Here is a 21,612-nt window from a genome sequence, read left to right as displayed (position 1 = left end):
TTTACAGCAAACGGAAGCGTTTAGAGTTCTGTTGGTGATGGGGCGTTATAATATGTCACTTTCATGTAAGAAGCTTTTATGGTCGGGGCGTTTGGGCACATTCAGTTGACAACGCCTGAGCAGGCGGCTTCAGAGGGCATCGGTAGATTGGGTCGTCTGGCTTGACGTGAAGGGCACTGTGGAAAATCCGACGTGGAGACTGTAAACGTATGAAGAATTTTGCGCTGATCGGCGCGGCCGGGTATATCGCGCCGCGCCATATGAAAGCGATCAAAGAGACGGGCAACGACCTGATCGCGGCCCTCGACCGCTGCGACAGCGTCGGCATCATTGACAGCTATTTCCCGGAGGCCAGTTTCTTTACGGAGTATGAGCGCTTTGACCGATTCGTCGACAAATGGCACCGCAGTCACAACGACCGCATCGAATACGTCAGCATCTGCTCACCGAACTATCTGCATGACAGCCATATCCGGTTTGCGCTCAAAAGCGGTGCGGACGCCATCTGCGAAAAACCGCTCGTGCTCAACCCCCATAACATCGACCAGTTGAAGATCATCGAAGAAGAAACGGGCAAAAAGGTCTATAACATTCTCCAGCTGCGGCTGCACCCCTCCATCATCGCCCTGAAGGAGCGAGTGGCGCGGGAACTGTCGGAGAACCCGGGGAAGGTCTACGACATCGATTTGACCTACCTGACGTCGCGCGGCAAATGGTACTTTATCAGCTGGAAGGGCGACGAAAGCAAAAGCGGCGGGATCGCCAGTAACATCGGGGTGCATTTTTACGACATGCTCACCTGGATTTTCGGCGGCGTCGAAGAGAATATCGTCCATCTCAAAACGCCGTATGCCAACGCGGGGATGCTTCGTCTCAAACATGCCAACGTCCGGTGGTTTCTCTCTGTCGTCTACGATTACATTCCCGACGAAATCAAGGCCCAGGGGCAGCGTACCTACCGTTCGATCACGGTGGACGGTGAGGAGATCGAGTTCAGCGGCGGTTTTACGGACCTGCATACGCGCTCGTACGAAGAGATCCTCGCCGGCAACGGTTTCGGACTGGAGGAGGCGTACGGTTCCATAGAAACCGTCGCCGCGATCCGGAACCTGTCGCCGGTCGGCCTGCACGGCGAGTATCATCCCTTCTGCAAAAAGGTGGAGGTCTGAAGATGGACGAACCTAGAAGATTGACGCCGGAGGAGTGGAAAAAGCGGTTGCGTTCGAAGGGAAAAGCGGAAGAACGGGACAAACCGGTGCCGTTTTTTGTGCATGAATCCGCGTTTGTCGATGATGCGGTCTCTATCGGGGATGCGACGAAGATCTGGCATTTCTGCCATATTCTGTCGCACACCCGCATCGGGTGTCAATGTTCGTTCGGCCAGAACTGCGTCGTCGGCCCGAAAGTCGTCATCGGCAACGGCGTGAAGGTGCAGAACAACGTCAGCATCTATGAAGGGGTTGAAATAGAGGATGACGTTTTTCTGGGGCCTTCGATGGTCTTTACCAACGTCATCAACCCCCGCGCCTTCGTCGTCCGCAAGACGGAGTTCAAAAAAACGCTGCTCAGGCGCGGATGTACGGTCGGGGCCAATGCGACGATCGTTTGCGGGGTGACGATCGGTCGCTATGCGATGATCGGCGCCGGGGCTGTCGTGACGAAGGACGTGCCTGATTTCGCACTGGTGACCGGGGTACCGGCAAAGCAGATCGGCTGGGTAAGCCAGGCGGGGAACCGGCTGGTGCTTGACGAGAACGGCGAGGCGCTTGACCCTTACGACAATTCGCGCTATCGCCTCAGCGGCGGCCGGTTAATGACACTGTAATGCGGCGTTATCACGGGAAGGAAAACGCTTTTTCCAGAAACGTAGTGACGCTGATGACGGGAAGTTCCGTTGCCCAGGCGATCCCGATCGCCATCAGCCCGGTTCTGACCCGGATCTATTCTCCGCAGGATTTCGGACTCTTTGCCGTTTTTGTCGCCGTCGTTGCGCTTTTCAGCGCTATAGCGGGCGGGCGCTACGAGATGGCTGTCCTGCTGCCTGATTCGGACGAGGATGCCCTCAGCATCCTGGCGCTGGCCGCGTTGCTGGTGACGGGGGTAAGCATCGTGCTGCTTCTGCTTACGGTGCTTTTCGGTGCGCAGGTGTCCGCTCTGGTGCCGGAGGCGGGGCTGGACGTTTGGCTTTACTGGGTCCCGCCGGCGGTTTTCCTGACCGCCTTTTTCAACTTGATGACGGCGTACGGCAACCGCCTGGGCGATTACACGCTGATCGCCAAGGCCACCGTATTGAAATCGATCATACTTGCGGCGGTGCAAATCGGTCTCGGCGTGATGAAGTCCGGCGCTTTCGGGCTTATTGCGGGTCAGATCGTTTCCAATTTTGCCGCGACGGTTCGGATGATTATGCGCGGAGTCGATCTAAAAAGCATGCAACGGGTCTCCTGGTCGTCGATGAAACGGCTTGCGCTGAGCCATGCCAATTTTCCGAAGTACCAGGTACCGCATGTGTTCCTCAACACCTTTTCGTCCCAACTGCCGGTGTATCTCTTCAGCACATTTTTTACCGCTTCGATTGTGGGGTTGTATGCCCTGGGTACCCGGGTCGTCTTTGGCCCGGCCATGATCATCTCTGCCTCCATGGCCAAGGTGTTCAATGCCGAGGCGGCGGCACTCCGTAACACACAGGGGGATGTCCACGGGCTGGCGGTCAACCTCTCCAGAAAGAGCGCACTGGTTTTGGCCGGGCCGTTTGCGCTGTTTGTCCTGTTCGCGCCGGAGCTTTTTTCACTGATTTTCGGGGAGCAGTGGCGGGAAGCTGGGGTCTATACGCAGATCCTCTCCCCCTGGCTCTTCATGGTGTTCATCGTGTCGATGATCGCTTACATTCCGAACCTTTACGCTCAGCAGAAGACTGCGCTCCGGATCGAGATTGTCTATTCGCTTTTGCGGCTTGCGTCACTGGGAGCCGGCGCGCTGTACGGCGATGTCTATCTCGCACTGGCGCTTTTCAGTGCCAGCGGCGTCGTGATGCTCACTTTTAACTTGTTCTGGATGCTGCATCTGACGAAAGGAGCGCAGTAGTGGCGGGAATTTACGGGGTCATTGCCAGGGAGGCCCTGCCGGAGGTCCGGGAGGTCTACCGTCTCTTCTTTTCCGCATCGGTCGAGGGGACGCGCAACGAGGAGATCGTTGCGGGGCGGATGCTGTTCGGCCGGAGCGTTCCCGACCGTTTCGACAGGGACCGTGTCCTGTATGAGGAGGGGGACGTCATTATCGCGTTTGAGGGGGTCTGTTACAATCTTGGGGCTCCCTATGACCATATGGGGAAAATGCTTCTGGCGCTCTACCGGGAAAAAGGTACAGGCTTTGTCGAGGAGATCGACGGCAATTTCAGCGGCTTTCTCCTGGACAGACGCACCAACACGCTGCTGCTCTTTACGGATCATCTCAATACCAAGCCGCTCTATTTTTTCCAAAATGATGCCTATTTCGTTTTTGCCTCGGAGCTGAAGGTTCTGAGTGCTTTGCTGCCCCGCCTCGGGATCAAAACGGCGCCGGACCGCAACGGGATTTTGTCGTTGGCCGCTTTCGGCTATGTGCTCGATAATGCGACACTGCTTGAAGACGTCAGGAAGCTCCCCTACGGAACCCTGATGACGCTGGACATTGAGCGCTGGAAGGTGACGCAGGCACACTATTTCGACTTCTCCGCCATCGGGGAGAATGCGCCGGAGAGCGAGGCGGAGATGATCGAGCGCATCGATACGCTGCTGACGGCCGGTGTCGCCGCACAGTGGCGCAAGGACGAAGCGTACGGGTACAAGCACTATCTCTTTCTCAGCGGCGGGCTGGACAGCCGCGTCAACGCCCTGCTGGCCCATGAACTCGGTTTTACGGAGACAACAGCACTGACGTTTGCGCAGCGGCAGAGCGATGACGCGGTCATCGCCGGACGGATCGCCGCGGATTACGGGTTCGACTACCGGTTCATGCCCCTGGACGGCGGGCATTATCTCGAAGGGGACCTGACGCGCTTCGTTGCGGCCGGTGACGGGATGAACCTGCTGATCGGTTCCGCCGCCGGGTTCGATTTCCTCAGCCGGATGGACCACCGTGCTTACGGGACGCTTCATACGGGACAGATAGGGGACCTGCTTTTCGGCTCGTACGTCAAGCCGTCTTTCTCGCTTCAGCAGGCTGCATTGACAAAGGAGCGGTCGCTGCTGGAGTCGATCGAGTGGTTTGAACCGCTGCGGCAGCGCTATGAAAACCGGCCGGAGCTCTTCGGGTACGAACAGCGGGTCATGCACGGCACGTTCAACGGCGACCGGAGCCTGGCGCACTTTACCGATATCAGTTCCCCTTTTTACAACAAGGAGCTGATCCGCTACTGCTTCGGTATGCCCAAAGCGGCAAAGCTGCATGAAGGCATCTACCTGAAGTGGATCAACGCCCGGCATCCATCTATTGCAAAGTATGTCTGGGAACAGGCCGGTGTCCGGCCGACGTCCGTGCGGAAAACGGTGTGGGGAAGGCAGTGGAAGCGCTACCAGAACGCACTGCGGCGCCGGCTCGGACTGAGCATTAACGATATGAACCCGTTTGACCAGTGGTACCACGGCAATCCCCGCCTGCGGAAGAACCTCGATACGGTTTTCCGTGAGCGCATCGAGGAGGTTACAGACCCGATGCTGCGCACGCTGCTGCTGGAGATGTATGCGCCTCCCCAGGAGCGGGGTCATTACGGGCGGTATAACAAATACCTCGCCGTGACCGTACTTCTGGCGCTCGAACTGCATTTTCCGGGAGGCAAGCGATGACCCTGCTGCTGATCGGAAACCACGGGAGTGTTTTCCCCGGCGAAGTGACCCGAAAACTGCGTGATAGCGGCATCGGTGTTTCCCATGTGGATTTTGTATCGCTTGCCGTTGAACGCGGGGACGGCACGGATATGACCTATGCCGGTCTGCTTCGGAACAGCCGGCTTCCGGCGAAGCTGCAGAGCCTCGCACGGATAGGTGTCTTGGCGAAAATGCTTGAGGAGTCGTCCGAGGATATCGTGCATTTCCATTATGCCCGGTGGTTCTACTTTTTGCTTGTACCGGTCATCAGATGGCTGGGGAAACCTGTCGCCGTGACGGTGTACGGCAGCGATTACTACCGCATTCCCCGCTGGAAACGCTGGCTGCAGCGCCGCTTTTTTCATGCCGTCGACGCCGTGACGTTCACCAATGAGGCAACGATGCGCTCGCTGCTCGCCGAAGACGGGACGCTGGAGGCGAAGTGCTCCGTCACCCGTTTCGGACTCACACCGCTTGAGGCGATCGACCGGTACAGCGGGACAGACAAGGAACGCATGAGGCAGGCCCTTGGCGTGCCGGCATTCCCCGTGACGGTTTGCTGCGGCTACAATGCCAATGCCGGCCAGCAGCACCTGAAAATGATCGATGCGCTTCAAAAGCTCCCGGAGCCGCTGCGCCGCACGACGCTCTTCCTGTTTCCGCTGACCTACGGGGGGAGCGAACCGTACAAGCAGAGCGTCATAAGCGCGTTGAAGGCGAGCGGGCTGCACTATACGGTCCTGGAGACCTTTTTACACGGTGAGCTGAATGCCTATGTCCGGCTTCTGCCCGATATCATGGTCAACATGCTTGTCAGCGATCAGCTGTCGGGGTCGATGCAGGAGCATCTGTATGCCGGCAATTGCGTCATTGCAGGCACATGGCTTCCCTATGGCGTTTTTGAGCAGAGAGGGGTCGTCATGGCGCGGGCGGATTCTTTTGACGCATTGCCCCGGATACTGGCGGAGCAGATCGGGAATCTGCATGTGTGTGAACAGTATCGTGACGGGAACAGGCGGGCCATCGCATCGCTGTCGCGCTGGGATGAGGTGCTCGGGGCGTGGGAAGCACTGTATGCGCATCTGCTGAGGGGAAAAGGATGAAACATATCGTGCATATGACGTCGGCCCATCCCAGGTACGATACGCGTATTTTTCTCAAGGAGTGCGGCGCACTGGCTGAAACGTTCAGAGTGTCGCTCGTCGTGGCAGACGGCAAAGGGGATGAGGTCAAAACGGGTGTGGGGATCGTAGATGCCGGGGCGTCCAAAGGCCGGACCGACCGTATCGTGAATGCCGCGAGCAGGGTATACCGCAAGGCCCTGGCACTCGATGCCGATCTGTACCACTGCCACGATCCGGAGCTGCTTTGGGCCGCGCTGAGGCTTAAACGGCGGGGAAAAATAGTGGTGTTCGACATACACGAAATGGTCACCGAACAGATCAAGTCGAAACATTATCTGCCGAAATGGCTGCGCGCGGGGGTAGCACTGGCCTACGGGATGCTCGAACGTGTCCTGTTGCCGAAACTCGACGGGCTGGTCCTTGCCGAAGCCTCCTACCGTTCCCGCTACGCTCCGTTGAACGATACCGTTGCCGTCGTGCAGAATATGCCGGATGACGCTTTTCTGGCGCCGTTCGTCTCTTCGCAGCGGGACCGGAACGAACTCTTCTACGTCGGGGCGATCTCGGATGCGCGGGGGCTGGATGTGACGCTCCGCGCCCTGAAGCTGCTCAAGCAAAGAGGCGTGGCGTTCAAAATGCATTATATCGGCAACCTGCAGGGCAGCACGCGCGAAGGGCTTGATCTCGAGGGGATCGAAGAGGAGGTCGTTTTTTACGGCCGACTGACGCTGGATGAGGCGTACGGGCTGTCGCTGCATGCGAAAGCGGGCCTGTCGGTCCTGCAGCCCATCGGGAACTACTTGCACTCCTATTCAACGAAAATATTTGAATACATGGCAATAGGCCTGCCGGTGATCACCTCCGACTTTGAACTGTACAAAGATGTCGTGGAGAAACACCGGTGCGGGATCTGCATCGATCCCCGTTCCCCGGAAGCGCTGGCGGAGGCGATCGTTTTCCTGTTCGACCATCCGGACGCGGTGGCACGGATGGGTGAAAACGGGAAAGAGGCCGTGCATTCGGTCTACAACTGGTCGCATGAAAAAGCGGCGCTTATGCGGCTTTACGGGGCGGTGATGCAATGACGATCTGGATTATCAACCATTATGCCGTGACGCCGGGCCATCCGGGGGGAACGCGCCACTATGATCTTGCCCGGGTACTGACTGCACGCGGCCATGACGTCACGGTGATCGCCTCGAGCTTTCATTATGCTACGCTGGCCGAGACGAAGCAGTACGGCGAAAGGGAGACGTTCCGGGTCGAAATGCTGGAGGGCATCCGGTTCGTCTGGGTCAAGACCGCACCCTACCGCGGCAACGGCTTCGGCAGGGTACGCAGCATGTTCGAATTTACCTGGAAACTGCGCCGCCTGCGTGAACTCGACCTGCCGATGCCCGAGGTTATCGTCGGGTCGTCGGTCCATCTTTTTGCCGTGTACGGTGCCTATCGGCTGGCCCGGACGTTTCACGTTCCGTTTGTCATGGAGGTCCGCGACATCTGGCCGCGGACGCTGGTGGACATGGGGGTGCCCTCGTGGCACCCCTTCGTCCTGCTGTTGAGCGTACTGGAGCCCTTTTTGTATCGTCGTGCGGTGCGGATCATCACGCTGCTACCCCGGGCAGGGGAGCATATCACCGCTTTCGGTGTGCCCAGGGAGAAGGTGCATTGGGTCTCCAACGGTGTCGATCTTACGCCATTCGTCTCCGTAGAGCGGTCGCATCTGCTCGATCCCGGGAAGTTCAACGTCCTTTATGCCGGAACGATGGGACAGGCGAATAACCTGGAACCGCTGATGGCTGCCGCGGCGCTGCTGGCCGCGACGACGGACATTCATATTACACTGGTGGGGAGCGGACCGTTGAAGGGGACCTTTGCAGGGCAGGCCGAAGGGCTCGCGAACGTCACGGTATTGGATGCGGTCCCCAAGGAAGCGGTCGCGCCGCTGCTCGCCGAAGCGGATCTTCTTTATGTCGGCCTGAAAGACCTGCCGCTTTACCGTTACGGGATGAGCATGAATAAGGTGTTCGACTATATGGCGGCGGGGCGCCCCGTCGTTTTCGCCGCCGCCGTACCTGAGAACCCGGTCGAAATGGCAGGTTCGGGTCTGATCGTCCGGCCGGACAATCCGGACGCGATTGCAAATGCAATCTTGACACTATATAATTACACACCGTCGGAGCGCTCCGCCATGGCAGCGAAAGGGGAGGCGTATGTACGTTCCCACTTTGGCATGGATGTCATCGCAGGTGCATTTGAGTCGGTTTTGAAAGAGGCAATAGATGAGTATAAAACAGATTGATTTTGGCAGTAACCGGCTCGGGTTTATCACTATTTTGATGGCGGCGGCGTACCTTTTTTCGCTTCTGATCCGTATGATCTGGGTCTACCAGATGGGCGGTGTCGCTGATTTCCATTGGAACGGCCAGCTGATGATCAATACCAACGACGGCTACTACTTCGGTGCGGCGGCGCAGAAGGCCCTGGAGGGGCTGCATCAGTTCAACCCCCGGCTGCCTGACTGGCTGGGCTCGGGCGTCGTCTTTTTCACGGTCCTGCTGACAAAATACACGCCGTTTTCCCTTGATACCGTCATGCTCTATCTTCCCGCGGTCGTTTCAAGTATCGTCGTCGTGCCGATCATTCTGATAGGGCGGCTCTACGGGTCGGCGCTTCTGGGCTTTTTCGCGGCATTGATCGGTTCGATCGCCTGGAGTTACTACAACCGTACCATGACGGGATATTATGATACGGATATGTTCTCGGCGATGATGCCGATGTTCATCCTCTATTTCCTGCTGGCGACCCTGGAGACGGAAAAACGCATCTTTATGCTGCTGTCGGCGCTCTCGATTATGATCTACCCGTTCCTGTACGATTCGGGGCTTTCGCTGATCTACGCGATGGGGCTGCTCTATATGGGGTACATGGTCGTCTTCCACCGCAATGATACGTTCACGTGGCACTCCATCATCCTGATCGCTGTTGCGCTGATGGGTATCCCCACGGTGGCGAAGTTTGTGCTGATCATCGGACTCTACCTGCTCTTTTCGAAAACGGCGTTTACCCAGCAGAAACTGATGATCGCCGCGGGGATCACCGTCCTGCTCTTTTTATACACGGGAAATGTATTTACCCTGATCTGGGCGAAGTTCTCCACCTATTTCTACCGCGGCGTCGACGAGAGCGGCGGTCTGCGGTTTTACGAAGTGGCCCAGACCGTGCGCGAGGCGGGGAAGATCCCGTTCGAGATGATGGCCAACCGCATCAGCGGTTCCGTCGCGGCTGTTCTGGCGGCACTGGCGGGCTATATCGTCCTGGTGGTGCGTCACCGCGGGTTCATTCTGGCGCTGCCGCTGATCGGAATCGGCATTTTTTCACTGTGGGGCGGTCTGCGTTTTACCGTCTATGCCGTTCCGGTAGCGGCGATCAGCGTCGTCTACCTGTTTTACATGCTGACATTTCAGGTGGCCAACCGCTGGGCCCGCTACGGGGTCGTGGCCGCACTGACGGGATTGGTGCTCTACCCGAATATTACGCATATTCTCGGGTATAAGGTCCCGACGGTCTTCAGTGTACCCGAAGTGCAGGCGCTGGACAAGCTCTCAAAAACGGGAAGCCCGAAAGATTATGTCCTGACCTGGTGGGACTACGGTTATCCGATCTGGTTTTACGGGGACAAAAACACACTGATCGACGGCGGGAAACACAACCATGACAACTTTATCGTTTCGCAGATGGTGTGCGGCGAATCGCAGCTTGAAGCTGCCCGGCTGGGGCGCCTGGCCGTCGAGGCCTATGTCGCCGCCGACTATAAAAAACCGGCGGCGGATATACTGTTCCGCAACAACCAGCCCGATCAGGTGGAGCCCAACGCTTTCCTGGAATCTCTCCGCTACGGCGACATCACGCTGCCTGAAAGCACACGCGATATTTTCGTCTATCTGCCGCTGCGCATGCTCGACATCTTTCCGACCGTCTGTACGTTCAGCAACCTCGATCTCAACTCCGGACAGCGTTATGCCCCTCCGTTCCTATACGTAACGTCGCAATTCCAGGAACGGCAGGGGATGCTGCTCCTTGGTAACGGGATCACCCTGGACCAGCGCCGCGGTGTCGTCAGTGCCGGAGGACAGGAAGTTTCCCTCAAAGCCTTCTACACGACCGGCCTTTCGTCCAACGGTGACGTAGAGGTCAAATCGCAGCTGGTCAAGATGGACGGTACCCTTTCACTGATCTATATGGCGTCGTACGGCCGGATGCTGCTGCTCGACGATTCGGTATTGCATTCTAACTATATCCAGATGTTCGTGCTGGGGCGCTACGACCCGGCCCTCTTCGAGCCGGTTGAGACGTCGCCTTATGTCAAAATATTCAGGGTTAAAAACTGACCGATGTACCGCCGTCTCCTCAAGCCGCTGCTTGACCGGATCGGGGCAGCGGTACTGCTGCTGCTGTTTTCGCCATTGATGGCCGTCGCTTTGGCAGCGGTGTATATTTCACTCGGACGCCCGCTCTTCTTTACCCAGAACCGTCCCGGGCTCGGCGGAAGGCTTTTCACGATCTACAAGCTTCGGACGATGGATGGGCGGCGTGACGCGGAGGGGAATCTTCTGCCTGACGACCAGCGGCTCCGCGGTGCGGGAAGGGTGATCCGGTCGCTGAGTCTGGACGAACTGCCGCAGCTGTACAACGTCTTGCGCGGGGAGATGAGTTTCATTGGCCCCCGCCCGTTGCTCGAGGAGTATCTTCCGCTGTATAATGAGGAGCAGAAGCGCCGGCATGAGGTCAAACCCGGGATAACGGGCTGGGCCCAGGTGAACGGGCGCAATGCGATCAGCTGGGAACAGAAGTTCGCCTACGACGTCTGGTATGTCGATCATCTGTCATGGCGGCAGGACCTCAGGATCGCACTCCTGACGATCAAAAAAGTGTTTGTCCGCGAAGGCATCAATGCCGAGGGACATGTGACGGTGGAGAAGTTCAATGGAAACAACTAAGCGCATCGGTATCTATGGGGTCGGGGGACATGGTCGGGTCGTTGCCCAGATCGCACGGGCATGCGGCTATACCGATATCCTCTGGATCGACGATGCGGTGAAAGAGGGCGCATGCGATTTTGATACGTTCAAAACGGCAAATGCGGACATCCCCGTCGCCCTCGGTGTCGGGAGCAATGCGGCCCGCCAGCGCGTTTTCGAAAAGTTGGTGACCATCGGGGCGGAACCCTTGACACTTATCCACCCCTCTGCCGTCATTGCAGCGGATGCGGCTGTCGGGAGCGGCAGCGTGATTATGCCGCTGGCCGTTGTCAACACCGGTGCAACGATCGGGGAAGGGGTTATCGTCAATTCCGGCGCCGTTGTCGAGCACGACTGCCGTATCGGAGCCTTTGCACACCTGAGTCCGAACGTTGCGCTGGCAGGTGCGGTGAGCGTCGGCCTGCGGACGCATGTGGGGATCGGAAGCAGTGTCGTGCAGGGCGTGAGCATCGGCAGTGATGCCGTTATTGCCGCGGGATCGGCTGTTATCGCCTCGCTCCCCGACGGTGTGATGGCCGCCGGCGTCCCCGCCGTCATCAAAAAGGAGCTGAAACAATGAGCGGACGTCTTTTCCTCTCCCCGCCGCATATGACCGGCAATGAACAGCGCTACATAGCCGAGGTCTTCGAGAGCAATTACATCGCGCCGCTCGGGCCGATGGTGACGCGCTTCGAGCAGGCGATTTGCGACTACACGCAGGCACCCTATGCATTGGGGACATCCAGCGGGACGGCCGCGCTGCATCTGGCGCTGCGCGTCAGCGGTATCGGGGAGGGTGACATTGTGCTCGCATCGTCATTTACCTTTATCGGTTCCGTTGCCGCCATCCTCTACCAGAGAGCCACACCCTGGTTCATTGATGCGGAGATGGCGAGCTGGAACCTCTCGCCCGAACTGCTCGAGGCCGCGATAGCGCGTTCCCCGAAACCGCCGAAGGCCCTCATTGTCACTCACCTCTACGGCCAGTGTGCGGACATGGCACGTATCACGGAGATCTGCCGTCGGCACGGCATTATTGTTATCGAAGATGCGGCCGAAAGTCTCGGGGCGACCCTGGACGGCGTCCATACGGGCATCTGGGGCGATTTCGGCATCTACTCCTTCAACGGGAATAAGATCCTCTCCACCTCCGGCGGCGGGATGCTTGTCGCCAAAAACGGGGAGGCGATCAAAAAGGCGATGTTCTATGCGACGCAGGCCAAAGAGCCGACCCCGTGGTACGAGCATAAAGAGCTTGGGTACAACTACCGAATGAGCAACGTGCTTGCCGCCATCGGCGTGGCACAGATGGAGGTGCTTTCCGAGCGGGTCGCACAGCGGCGTCAGATCTTTGAGTGGTACCGCGAAGCGCTGGGGGAGATCGACGAGATCACTTTTATGCCCGAACTCCCGGGAGCGCACGGGAACCGCTGGCTGACGACGCTCACCTTTGGTCACACCGATCCCGAACGGGTCCGTACGGCACTGGAAGCCCAGGATATCGAAAGCCGCCCCCTCTGGAAACCGATGCACCTCCAGCCCCTGTTTGCCGGGGCGGACGCAGTGACGGACGGTGCCAGTGAACAGTTGTTCTTGCGCGGCCTCTGCCTGCCCAGTGGCACCCAGATGGGCCGGGAGGACGTGCTCAGGGTCTCCGACATTGTCCGGGGGGCAGTGGTGTGACCGCTCTTCTGCGACCCACGTCCGGAAAGCGGATCGCTTTCTTTCTGTTGCTGGATATGCTGCTCTCCCTGGCCACCCTGTACGGTGCCTATGCGCTGCGTTTCAATTTTGACATTCCGCTGCGTTTCTTTTCATCCTTCGATACGGTGTTCCTCTATCTGGTCGTCATCAAGGTCGCCGCGTTTTTCCTTTTCAGGATCTACTTTATTGTCTGGCGTTTCGTTGGCTTCGCAGAGGCGAAGAATATTGTCAAGGCGCATGTGGCTGCCTATACGGTTTTTACGGCGGTTTACCTTCTCTTTCCGGAGGAGTTCGACCCCTTTCCCCGCAGTGTCATCATCATTGACTTTTTTCTCTCCCTCTTCGCCATCGGGGCGCTGCGCATTTCAAAACGGCTTCTGACGGAGCAGGAGCACGCCTTGGGACAGCAGCCGGCGCTGCTGCTGGGGGTCAACCCTAAAACGGCTTCGATCATCAAGAGTGCGCAGGAGGGGGATATCCCTTACTACCCCTCTGCCGTTGTTGTACTGACCGAGGAGAACCGCAGTGCTGTGGGGACCTACATCAGCAATATCCGGGTGTACGGCGAGGAGACGCTGGAAACCCTGATCGACGAACGCGGGATCAGTACGGCAATCGTGACGAGCAGCCTGACCCAGGCCGAACTTCAAGCCCTTTACCAGCGTCTGAGCGATGCCGGGGTGACAGAAGTCAAACGGGTACGGCTGCTGGGGGGACAGCACGACAAACTCGAAGATCTCTCCATTGAAGACCTCCTCGCCCGCCACCCGAAGGACCTTGATAGGGAGGTGATTGCCGCTTTTGTGAAAGGTAAACGGGTCTTCATTACGGGGGCAGGGGGCAGTATCGGCAGCGAGATCGCCCGCCAGTGCAGCCGTTTCGGGGCGGTGGCCCTGGCACTGATCGATCACAGCGAATTCAACCTCTACAGCGTCGGCGAGGAGATCCCCGGGGCGGAGCTGGAGATGTTCAGCGTGACCGACCGGCATATGCTGGATGCAAAGATGGCGGCCTTCAAACCCGATATCGTCATCCATGCCGCGGCCTACAAGCATGTTCCCCTCTGTGAAGCCAACAAAGCGACGGCCGTGCGCAATAACGTGCTGGGGACGAAGAATGTTATCGATGCGAGTATCGCCGCCGGGGTGGAAAAGGTGGTCATCATCTCGACGGACAAGGCCGTACGCCCCACCAATGTGATGGGGGCGACGAAGCGGGTGACGGAGCTTTATGCTGGGAACGTGCAGAGCGGCGGCACGGAAATCGTTGCGGTACGCTTCGGCAACGTGCTGGGTTCCAGCGGCAGCGTCATCCCGAAGTTCAAACGCCAGATCGAGGCGGGCGGACCGGTGACGGTGACCCACCCGGAGATGACGCGCTACTTTATGCTGATCCCCGAGGCGTGCCAGCTGGTGCTGCAGGCGGCCGCTATTGCCAAGGGGGGAGAGCTCTTTATCCTTGACATGGGCGAACCGGTGAAGATCATCGATCTGGCGCGCCAGATGATCCGGCTCTACGGCAAAGAGGATGAGGTCGGGATCGAGCTGTGCGGCTTGCGTCCGGGTGAGAAGCTTTACGAGGAGCTCCTGATCGACGACAGTGAGAAAAAGACGCAGTACAGCTCCATCTTTATCGCGGGCAAGACGGATTACCCGATCGGGAAGCTGCAAGAGGATATTGCTGCGTTACTGGCAGAGGATGACAAGGTGTCGGCATTGAAAAAGATCGTTCCGGAGTTTGATCATAAGCCCTAAAGGGCAATACATGCGAGCAACTAAATTGCGAGTCGTACAAGCCCTAAAGGGTCGTGCAGAGTTGAGAGGGTGTGAGGTCGTTTGCTGTTGACGGACGGGACGTCAGTCCAGTTCCGTCTTCAGTACCGCGCCGTTGGAGGCGTTGGAAACCAGCAGGCTGTAGCGCTTGAGCCACTTGGAGTTGATAGACTTTTTGTGGGCTTTGAAGTGCAGACGGCGGCGTTCGAGTTCCTCGCCGGCGACGTTGAGCTGCAGCAGGTGCGTGTCAACGTCGAGTTCGATCTCGTCGCCATCCTCGATCAGGCCGATGAGGCCGCCCTCGGCAGCTTCGGGGCTGACGTGGCCGATGGAAGCACCGCGGGTCGCCCCGGAGAAGCGGCCGTCGGTAATGAGGGCGACGCTCTCGCCGAGGCCCATCCCCATGATCAGCGATGTCGGTGCCAGCATCTCCTGCATACCAGGTCCGCCTTTGGGGCCTTCGTAGCGGATGACGACGACGTTGCCCGGCTTAACCTTGTGGCCGATGATGCCGGCGATCGCCTCCTGTTGCGAATTGAAGCAGACGGCGGTTCCTTTGAACTGGCGCATACTCGGTGCGATCCCGGCCGTTTTGACAACGGCGCCCTCTTCGGCAAGGTTGCCGAAGAGGATGGAGAGGCCGCCGACCGGGGAGTAGGCGTTTTCGTTGGTGTGGATGACGTTGGTATCCTTGATCGTCGCATCGGCGATGCGTTCGCCGATCGTCTCGCCCGTGACCGTCGGGTTGTCCAGGTGCAGCAGTCCGCCGCGGCGGCTGACCTCTTTCATGACGGCGTTGACGCCGCCGGCACGGCCGATGTCCTCCATGTGGACCGTTCCGAGGGACGGGGAGATCTTCGCGATGTGCGAGACGTTCTTGGCGATCTGGTTGATCTTGGTGATGTCGAAATCAACCTCCGCCTCTTTCGCAATGGCGAGCATGTGGAGGACCGTATTGCTGGAGCCACCCATCGCCATGTCGACGACGAAGGCGTTATGGATCGCTTTTTCATTGAGGACGTTTCGCAGGTTGTACTTCGCATCATCCGCCTTGGCCATTTCGACGATGCGTTTCGCCGCCGCTTTGACCATTTCGATACGCTCCGGCGTCATCGCCAGTACCGTTCCGTTGCCCGGCAGGGCGATTCCCATCGCTTCGCAGAGGGTATTCATGGAGTTCGCGGTGAACATGCCGGAGCAGGAGCCGCCGGATGGGCAGGCTTCACACTCGATCTCGTAGAGCTCTTCGTCACTCATATTGCCTTCGGCATGCTGGCCGACGGCCTCGAATGCGGTCGCAAGATCGATCGGCGTCCCGTCTTTTTTGTGGCCGGCCGCCATCGGGCCGCCGGAGACGAAGACCGTCGGGACGTTGACGCGCAGGGCACCCATGATCATCCCCGGGACGATTTTATCGCAGTTGGGGATACAGATGAGCGCGTCGAGCTTGTGTGCATTCATGACCGTTTCGATACTGTCGGCAATCAGTTCGCGGCTGGGCAGGGAGTAGAGCATCCCGTCGTGGCCCATGGCGATCCCGTCGTCAACACCGATCGTGTTGAACTCGAACGGGACGCCGCCCGCTTCGCGGATCGCTTCTTTGACGATACGGCCGTACTCCTGCAGGAAGAAGTGGCCCGGAATGATGTCGATGTGGCTGTTGGCTACCCCGATAAACGGTTTGTCGAAATCCTCGTCTTTGAGGCCGGTCGCTCTGAAAAGACTCCGGTGCGGGGTGCGGTCGAAGCCGCGTTTGACTGTATCGCTGCGCATAGGTCAGGTCCTTCTATATTTATATAAAATGCATATTTTCGAGATTATAACGAAGTTTTCGCAAAAACGGCGAAAAGCCCTTGACATTGGGAGTGAATTTCCCTATAATTTCGGTCCACAACAACAGATGCGGGAATAGCTCAGTGGTAGAGCACAACCTTGCCAAGGTTGGGGTCGCGAGTTCGAACCTCGTTTCCCGCTCCATTTTTATTCATTTAAACACCCCAACTGAAACTTCTTTTCTTTACAAGAGGTCTGAGTTGGGGTTTTTTTTGGTGTCTTGAGCCCGGATGGCGAAATTGGTAGACGCAAGGGACTTAAAATCCCTCGATCATTGCGATCGTGCCGGTTCGATCCCGGCTCCGGGCACCACCGGTGGCGCCATAGCCAAGTGGTAAGGCATGGGTTTGCAAAACCTTGATCCCCGGTTCGAGTCCGGGTGGCGCCTCCACCAAAACTCCGACTTTTTTTATGGACAGATGGCAGAGCTGGTTGAATGCACCGGTCTTGAAAACCGGCGAGGGTCATACCTCCCAGGGTTCGAATCCCTGTCTGTCCGCCACCACCTTTCTCACAATTCACAATCCAAAACTAACGATTGACAATTTTTCGAATGTACCGATTCGGCTGATTTTTTCCTGGGATACGTATTGCCTCCCGCTCAGGATGCCACTGTTCCCGCCGAGTCACAACAGATGCCATCGTCCGGCATTTTATGGAGTGTACAGGTTGTTCAAAGGCATTTCCCGCCAATGTTTTTTTGCTTTTAATCTGTAAAAGTTATAAAGTATTATTTTAGAAGAGGCCAATGATATTCGGCAGTTAATCGTTTCGGGTATTTGCCGGCACTTATGTATAATCTGAGTAGATAGTTTTTATAAAAAGGGGTTCTGTGCAGCAGAATATATTCCATCGGCTGGCGACGGGCAGCGGTATGATGATGCTCGGGTTGATATTGCTGTTCAGCGGTTGCGGGACGAGTACCAGCTCGGGAACGGCGACGGATGATCCCGTGACGCCGAGTGACCCGACGGCAAAAAACAGTGTGGCATTGGGCCCTATAAGCGGTGCAACGATCACAGTATGGGACGTCGCGGGGCAGAATCTCTACCAGACGAAGACAACAACATTCAATGCCGCAACAGAGCTGATGGATGACAACCATACGCTGGTGCCTTACGCGGAGCAGACGGTTGGTAAGTTTGCCGTTACGTCACTTGGCGGCTTGGCATCGACAAGGCTGGTACTTGTGAAAAGTGAAGGGGGCGTGGATATCGACCCCGACGACGACGGCCAGTATGTTAAAGTCGAGATCAAACCGGTGCAGGGTAGCCTTTATGCGTATGTGACGGTAGCGGATCTACTTAACAATAATGTGAGGGTGAACGCCTTCACCACGATTGCAGCGGAGTGGATCCGACAGGAGAAATTGACAGACGAAACAGAGATTAAATCGGTGCTTGCCAAGCTTTCCGAGCGTCTTTTCAAGGTTTCAGGGACGGCGCTCAGTGCATTCAACCCGGCGAAACTGAGCACGGGCGGTGTGATGGAAGATCTGACGCTCCTGTCTGATGCGCAGTCCTATGCAGATGCGGCGGCATCGGCGACCATACAGGAACTGTATACGGGAACGGTCCACCTGTTCCACGATACGGACAATGACGCTCTTTTTGATGATTTCGAACTGCTGGTCGGTACGAATCCGGCAGCCGCGAACAGCGACGGGGATGCACTCGGTGATTATGGCGAGTTTTTTGCCGGAACCGATCCGACCGTGAGCGATACAGTAGACCACATAGATGCCCTTTATGATTATCAGTGGCACCTTGAAAACACCGGACAGGATGCAGGCAGCATTTATGGCGGCAGTGGCATACCGGGGAACGATATCAATGTCGTCCCGGTATGGGAATCTTACGCGGGCCGCAGGAGTATTTTTGTCGGTGTTGTTGATACCGGGGTTCAGGCGGTTCACCCTGATCTGGCCGCTAACCTTGACCTTTCAAAAAGTTACCGATATTCCGACGGTGCCAGTGATCCCTCACCCGATGCGGATCAGCTGACATCGGATCCTTACGGCTCCAGCCACGGGACAGCTTGTGCAGGTTTGATCGCTGCTTCTGGGTGGAATGACATCGGGGTGCGAGGGGTGGCTCCTTTTGTGAAAGTGGCAGGATACAATGTATTCTCGCTTCCGACAGATGCAAACTTTGCCGATGCGCTGAATAAGGCGATAGATATTTCCTCGAACAGCTGGGGGTACGGTTCGGAGTTTTTGGTTCCCGATCCGACGCTTGTCGCTTCAGTGCAGACGGCAACGGAAACAGGCAGGGACGGAAAAGGTACCGTCATTGTCTTTGCAGCGGGAAATGACCGCAACTACAATGGATATAAAGACGAAAACAACAATACCCTTCATATTGGAAATGCTAACAACTCCGAGATTTTGAATAACCCGTACGTTCTTACCATTACAGCAATCAATGCGGATGGACAATACTCGTCTTACGCCAATTATGGTGCCAATATTCTTGTGTCGGCACCCGGCGGGGAGTACGGTGTAAATGAACCTGCTATCGTGACGACCGATTATACAGGGTTGACATACGGTCTGGATTCAACCGGTTTTGCGAACAGCTATCGCGGCGGTTACCGTTTTGATGTCCCGGGTAATGAGAATGGAGACTATACCAACTATATGAACGGGACGTCGGCGGCAACGCCGATCGTCAGCGGCATCGCCGCGTTGATGCTCACTGCGAATCCCGCACTCACCTACCGTGATGTGGGTTACATCCTGGCGACGACGGCAAAGAAGATCGATCCAAGCGACGGTGACTGGACGACCAACGGTGCGGGTTATCCAATCAACCATAACTATGGATTTGGACTGGTAGATGCCGACAAGGCTGTTGCTGAGGCGGAAAACTTTACGTCGTTGGGAGCGGAAACGGTGCTGCCGAAGCAAACGGCTTCGCCGAACCAGTCAATTTCTGAAGGGACGACAGGGGTGACCTCGTCCATTACAGTCACTCCGCCGCAACCGGTGAAAGTAGAGCATGTTGACGTTTGGGTGACGATCTCGCACGCGCGTCCGGGTGATCTCGATATCGTACTCGTATCGCCGCAGGGTACGCAGAGCCACCTGGCATACGGCGGGCAGTACTATCTTGAGGGAAGTTATTCCGACTGGCGATTTTCCACCGTCCGCTGTCTTGACGAAAATGCATCAGGAACATGGACGCTGAATGTGAAAGATCTTCGGAGCGGTACGACCGGGACTCTCAATAGCTGGTCTTTGCAGATCCGGGGGCATTAAGGGATGAATAAGATGATACGAATGATTGGACTGGCTGTGTTTTTACTGGCGGGAACAGCTTTTGCGGCCGATGCCCCGACAATGACCAAACAGGTGCTGGAAACAAAAAAATCCGTGATGGTTTTTTACCGCGCCGAGGATGAAATGGCCGTCTCCCCCGCAGCCGGTGCATCGGCAAAGCGGGTCGTGGCGGTTGCCCCGGCCGAAGTGGCGGCGAAAACGGCCGCTTCCGGCTCCGAATACCGTCGGGTGTTCTACACTTCCGAACGCCGGAGCGAACGCAACCGCTTTATCGCGACGGGAAATGTCCTGGTCCGTCTGCAGCCGGGGACTGCGCCCGAGACGTTTGCCGCAGGGCAGGGGTTCACCCTGCTGCAGGCTGTGAACGCTTCGGCGGGCATCTACCTTTTCGCGCCTGCCGGTGCCGGAGAGCTGATCGGGCAGACCAACCGCCTGAACACCCTTCCGGAGGTCGATTACGCCGAGCCGGAGTGGATCAAACCGGTCCTGCTGCGGTGAGTACGCTGTGCCCTACTGGGCAGAGGCATTCTCTCTGGTATAACCTGCTATAATGCGCCACATGTTTAAAAACCTCCGCAAATACCTCTATATGATCTGGCTCGGGAAGAAATTCATCCCCATTTTCCGCCATGTCTACCTGGACACGCAGCTGGATGAACACGACCGTTACCATGCCCTGTCCAAGGAGCGCCAGAACTATTCGATCAGCGTATTGGAATACCTCAACGTTGTTCCCGTGATGCACGGTGAGCTGCCCGAGGCAAACCGGGTGCTCTATATCGCCAACCACCGCAGTCTGCTCGATATCATCAGCATCGAATCGCTCTTTTCGACGCGGCAGAAGGCGGGGATGTGGATCGCCAAGCAGACGCTGCTCGACAACAAGATCTACGGGAAGTTTTTTGAATACAGCGGCTGTATTGCGGTCGACCTTAAAGCGGGGAAGGGGATGCTTGCCTTCTTCAAAAAGATCAAGCATATTTTCCAGGTGGCCCCGGATCTCAACCTTTTTATGTTTCCGGAGGGGGAGCGCTTCGGCGGCGAGGGCGTAGGGCCGTTCCAGCCGGGCGCGGAGAAGATCGCCAAGGCGAACAAGATGCAGATCGTCCCCATCTATATCGACGACCAGCTCGAAAAAGTCTACCAGGCTTCCCCATACAAGCAGCCCTATGAAGTGCATATCCATATCGGCGAGCCGATGTCGCTTGAAAACATCGAGACTCAATACCGTGCATTTATGGAAGGCGCGCGCAAAAATTAATTCGGCGCAACCGCCCACCATGTTTTTTTGTTCCCCTCATGCTATTTGATCCGTGTTACAATGCATCTTTATGAATGGAACCGTAAGGGGTGGAACGATGAAAATTGTACTACTGATGTTGACAGCATTGCAGCTTTGGGCGGGCGATGTCTATCCGACGCTCTTTCCGCAGATGGGTGATCCGCTGTTCAGTTATGCAGCAAAAACCGGGGCATTGAAAAGTGATGCCAAGCTCGGCGGCAGTGTAAGTGCTTATGTGCGACAGGCGCAATCTGTTCGAGAGGATGGCCTGAAAGTACAGCAGACTGGAACTGCGCAGGAACGGAACGCCTATCTCGGAGAGCTCCGTAGTCTGCAGAAAACACACGACCGCCTGATGGTGGACGTTAAAAGGGAAGTACTTTCCGCACAAAAAGCCGGGGATACGAAGCGTGTCATGCGGATCGTGTCCACGGAACCGGCGGTCATACGTGATGACTTCCGACTTCGCGACACGCTTGTCGCTTTTTACAAGCAGAAGCGGTTGGAGGGGAAATCGGCCTATATGGACGCTCTGGTAAGAGACAGTAAAAGAGACATCCGCTATGCTAAAGACAGTGCCGATATGCCGGAAAATATGAGTTCCGGCCTATCAGAAGAGCGGTATCCTTCGAAGGCGCAGAAGCCTTCGAAAGGGAAGAAGGCATCGAAGGCCAAGAAGGCATCAAAAGGCAAGAAGAAGCCCAAAAGAAAGAAGGCATCAAAAGATAAAAAGACGTCTAAGGGCCGTTAAC

General features: G+C 57.0%; 17 protein-coding genes and 4 tRNA genes. 20 read left to right on the top strand and 1 reads right to left on the bottom strand.

Translation table 11 applies throughout. From position 1 onward, the window contains the following. Positions 1-209: 209 nt before the first annotated feature. The 12 genes from WCX18_RS12280 (at position 210) to WCX18_RS12225 (ending at position 14,447) form a co-directional block, all read left to right on the top strand. Positions 210-1,169, top strand: a complete 960-nt coding sequence (locus WCX18_RS12280; RefSeq protein WP_345988257.1) for a Gfo/Idh/MocA family oxidoreductase — start codon at positions 210-212, stop codon at positions 1,167-1,169. 86 nt (positions 1,170-1,255) lie between these two features. Further along, positions 1,256-1,825 carry an acyltransferase gene (locus WCX18_RS12275; RefSeq protein ID WP_345990814.1) on the top strand — a complete coding sequence of 190 codons (570 nt, stop codon included), beginning with the start codon at positions 1,256-1,258 and terminating at the stop codon, positions 1,823-1,825. A gap of 53 nt (positions 1,826-1,878) precedes the next feature. Beyond that, complete coding sequence (locus WCX18_RS12270; RefSeq protein ID WP_345988255.1) at positions 1,879-3,084, top strand: oligosaccharide flippase family protein; 1,206 nt, start codon at positions 1,879-1,881, stop codon at positions 3,082-3,084. Beyond that, a complete protein-coding gene (locus WCX18_RS12265) occupies positions 3,084-4,823 on the top strand; it encodes an asparagine synthase-related protein (protein ID WP_345988253.1) in 1,740 nt (579 codons plus the stop codon). The genes WCX18_RS12270 and WCX18_RS12265 overlap by 1 nt, the downstream gene beginning before the upstream one ends. Further along, the gene (locus WCX18_RS12260; protein WP_345988251.1) at positions 4,820-5,947 is read left to right on the top strand and encodes a glycosyltransferase; all 1,128 of its coding nucleotides are present in this window, start codon (positions 4,820-4,822) and stop codon (positions 5,945-5,947) included. The genes WCX18_RS12265 and WCX18_RS12260 overlap by 4 nt, the downstream gene beginning before the upstream one ends. Next, complete coding sequence (locus tag WCX18_RS12255; RefSeq protein ID WP_345988249.1) at positions 5,944-7,053, top strand: glycosyltransferase; 1,110 nt, start codon at positions 5,944-5,946, stop codon at positions 7,051-7,053. The genes WCX18_RS12260 and WCX18_RS12255 overlap by 4 nt, the downstream gene beginning before the upstream one ends. Further along, entirely contained in the window at positions 7,050-8,270 is a 1,221-nt protein-coding gene (locus tag WCX18_RS12250) for a glycosyltransferase family 4 protein (RefSeq protein WP_345988247.1), read from the top strand. The genes WCX18_RS12255 and WCX18_RS12250 overlap by 4 nt, the downstream gene beginning before the upstream one ends. Continuing rightward, positions 8,251-10,359, top strand: coding sequence for an STT3 domain-containing protein (locus WCX18_RS12245; protein ID WP_345988245.1), 2,109 nt, complete (start codon positions 8,251-8,253; stop codon positions 10,357-10,359). Before WCX18_RS12250 ends, WCX18_RS12245 begins: the two co-directional genes overlap by 20 nt. A 3-nt stretch (positions 10,360-10,362) precedes the next feature. Further along, a complete protein-coding gene (locus WCX18_RS12240) occupies positions 10,363-10,968 on the top strand; it encodes a sugar transferase (RefSeq protein WP_345988243.1) in 606 nt (201 codons plus the stop codon). Further along, positions 10,955-11,569 carry an acetyltransferase gene (locus WCX18_RS12235; RefSeq protein ID WP_345988241.1) on the top strand — a complete coding sequence of 205 codons (615 nt, stop codon included), beginning with the start codon at positions 10,955-10,957 and terminating at the stop codon, positions 11,567-11,569. Before WCX18_RS12240 ends, WCX18_RS12235 begins: the two co-directional genes overlap by 14 nt. Continuing rightward, positions 11,566-12,672 (top strand): aminotransferase class V-fold PLP-dependent enzyme, encoded by a 1,107-nt coding sequence (locus tag WCX18_RS12230; RefSeq protein ID WP_345988239.1) that lies wholly within the window; start codon positions 11,566-11,568, stop codon positions 12,670-12,672. The genes WCX18_RS12235 and WCX18_RS12230 overlap by 4 nt, the downstream gene beginning before the upstream one ends. Then, positions 12,669-14,447: a nucleoside-diphosphate sugar epimerase/dehydratase gene (locus WCX18_RS12225; RefSeq protein ID WP_345988237.1), complete on the top strand. Its 1,779-nt coding sequence runs from the start codon at positions 12,669-12,671 to the stop codon at positions 14,445-14,447. The genes WCX18_RS12230 and WCX18_RS12225 overlap by 4 nt, the downstream gene beginning before the upstream one ends. Positions 14,448-14,549: 102 nt before the next feature. On the opposite strand, the gene ilvD is transcribed toward WCX18_RS12225, so the two are convergent. After that, positions 14,550-16,238 carry a dihydroxy-acid dehydratase gene (gene ilvD / locus WCX18_RS12220; RefSeq protein WP_345988235.1) on the bottom strand — a complete coding sequence of 563 codons (1,689 nt, stop codon included), beginning with the start codon at positions 16,236-16,238 and terminating at the stop codon, positions 14,550-14,552. A gap of 129 nt (positions 16,239-16,367) precedes the next feature. On the opposite strand from ilvD, the gene WCX18_RS12215 reads away from it, so the two are divergent. The 8 genes from WCX18_RS12215 to WCX18_RS12180 all read left to right on the top strand — a co-directional run bounded on the left by WCX18_RS12215 (position 16,368) and on the right by WCX18_RS12180 (position 21,611). Beyond that, positions 16,368-16,442 (top strand) — tRNA-Gly (locus tag WCX18_RS12215). Between the two features lie 80 nt (positions 16,443-16,522). Then, positions 16,523-16,610, top strand: a tRNA-Leu gene (locus WCX18_RS12210). 5 nt (positions 16,611-16,615) lie between these two features. Continuing rightward, positions 16,616-16,689 (top strand) — tRNA-Cys (locus WCX18_RS12205). A 22-nt stretch (positions 16,690-16,711) separates the two neighbouring features. Continuing rightward, a tRNA-Ser gene (locus WCX18_RS12200) sits at positions 16,712-16,800 on the top strand. A gap of 330 nt (positions 16,801-17,130) precedes the next feature. Then, a complete protein-coding gene (locus tag WCX18_RS12195) occupies positions 17,131-19,557 on the top strand; it encodes a S8 family peptidase (RefSeq protein ID WP_345988233.1) in 2,427 nt (808 codons plus the stop codon). 12 nt (positions 19,558-19,569) lie between these two features. Next, positions 19,570-20,076 (top strand): hypothetical protein, encoded by a 507-nt coding sequence (locus WCX18_RS12190; protein WP_345988231.1) that lies wholly within the window; start codon positions 19,570-19,572, stop codon positions 20,074-20,076. Positions 20,077-20,137: 61 nt separating this feature from the next. Then, positions 20,138-20,839: a lysophospholipid acyltransferase family protein gene (locus WCX18_RS12185; protein WP_345988230.1), complete on the top strand. Its 702-nt coding sequence runs from the start codon at positions 20,138-20,140 to the stop codon at positions 20,837-20,839. Between the two features lie 97 nt (positions 20,840-20,936). Then, a complete protein-coding gene (locus tag WCX18_RS12180; protein WP_345988228.1) occupies positions 20,937-21,611 on the top strand; it encodes a hypothetical protein in 675 nt (224 codons plus the stop codon). Position 21,612: the final 1 nt, after the last annotated feature.

The sequence above is a fragment of the Sulfurimonas sp. HSL1-2 genome (assembly GCF_039645565.1).
Taxonomy (GTDB): domain Bacteria; phylum Campylobacterota; class Campylobacteria; order Campylobacterales; family Sulfurimonadaceae; genus Thiomicrolovo; species Thiomicrolovo zhangzhouensis.
The sequence above is the reverse complement of the archived record's forward strand: the minus strand, read 5'-3'. Positions and strand labels throughout refer to the sequence as shown.

Bases quoted from the DNA above. Each gene is read 5' to 3' on its own strand.
- ilvD (WP_345988235.1), bottom strand. From the start codon at position 16,238: ATGCGCAGCGATACAGTCAAACGCGGCTTCGACCGCACCCCGCACCGG.
- WCX18_RS12185 (WP_345988230.1), top strand. From the start codon at position 20,138: ATGTTTAAAAACCTCCGCAAATACCTCTATATGATCTGGCTCGGGAAG.
- WCX18_RS12230 (WP_345988239.1), top strand. From the start codon at position 11,566: ATGAGCGGACGTCTTTTCCTCTCCCCGCCGCATATGACCGGCAATGAA.
- WCX18_RS12190 (WP_345988231.1), top strand. From the start codon at position 19,570: ATGATACGAATGATTGGACTGGCTGTGTTTTTACTGGCGGGAACAGCT.
- WCX18_RS12235 (WP_345988241.1), top strand. From the start codon at position 10,955: ATGGAAACAACTAAGCGCATCGGTATCTATGGGGTCGGGGGACATGGT.
- WCX18_RS12240 (WP_345988243.1), top strand. From the start codon at position 10,363: ATGTACCGCCGTCTCCTCAAGCCGCTGCTTGACCGGATCGGGGCAGCG.
- WCX18_RS12270 (WP_345988255.1), top strand. From the start codon at position 1,879: ATGACGGGAAGTTCCGTTGCCCAGGCGATCCCGATCGCCATCAGCCCG.
- WCX18_RS12255 (WP_345988249.1), top strand. From the start codon at position 5,944: ATGAAACATATCGTGCATATGACGTCGGCCCATCCCAGGTACGATACG.
- WCX18_RS12245 (WP_345988245.1), top strand. From the start codon at position 8,251: ATGAGTATAAAACAGATTGATTTTGGCAGTAACCGGCTCGGGTTTATC.
- WCX18_RS12280 (WP_345988257.1), top strand. From the start codon at position 210: ATGAAGAATTTTGCGCTGATCGGCGCGGCCGGGTATATCGCGCCGCGC.
- WCX18_RS12260 (WP_345988251.1), top strand. From the start codon at position 4,820: ATGACCCTGCTGCTGATCGGAAACCACGGGAGTGTTTTCCCCGGCGAA.
- WCX18_RS12250 (WP_345988247.1), top strand. From the start codon at position 7,050: ATGACGATCTGGATTATCAACCATTATGCCGTGACGCCGGGCCATCCG.
- WCX18_RS12180 (WP_345988228.1), top strand. From the start codon at position 20,937: ATGAAAATTGTACTACTGATGTTGACAGCATTGCAGCTTTGGGCGGGC.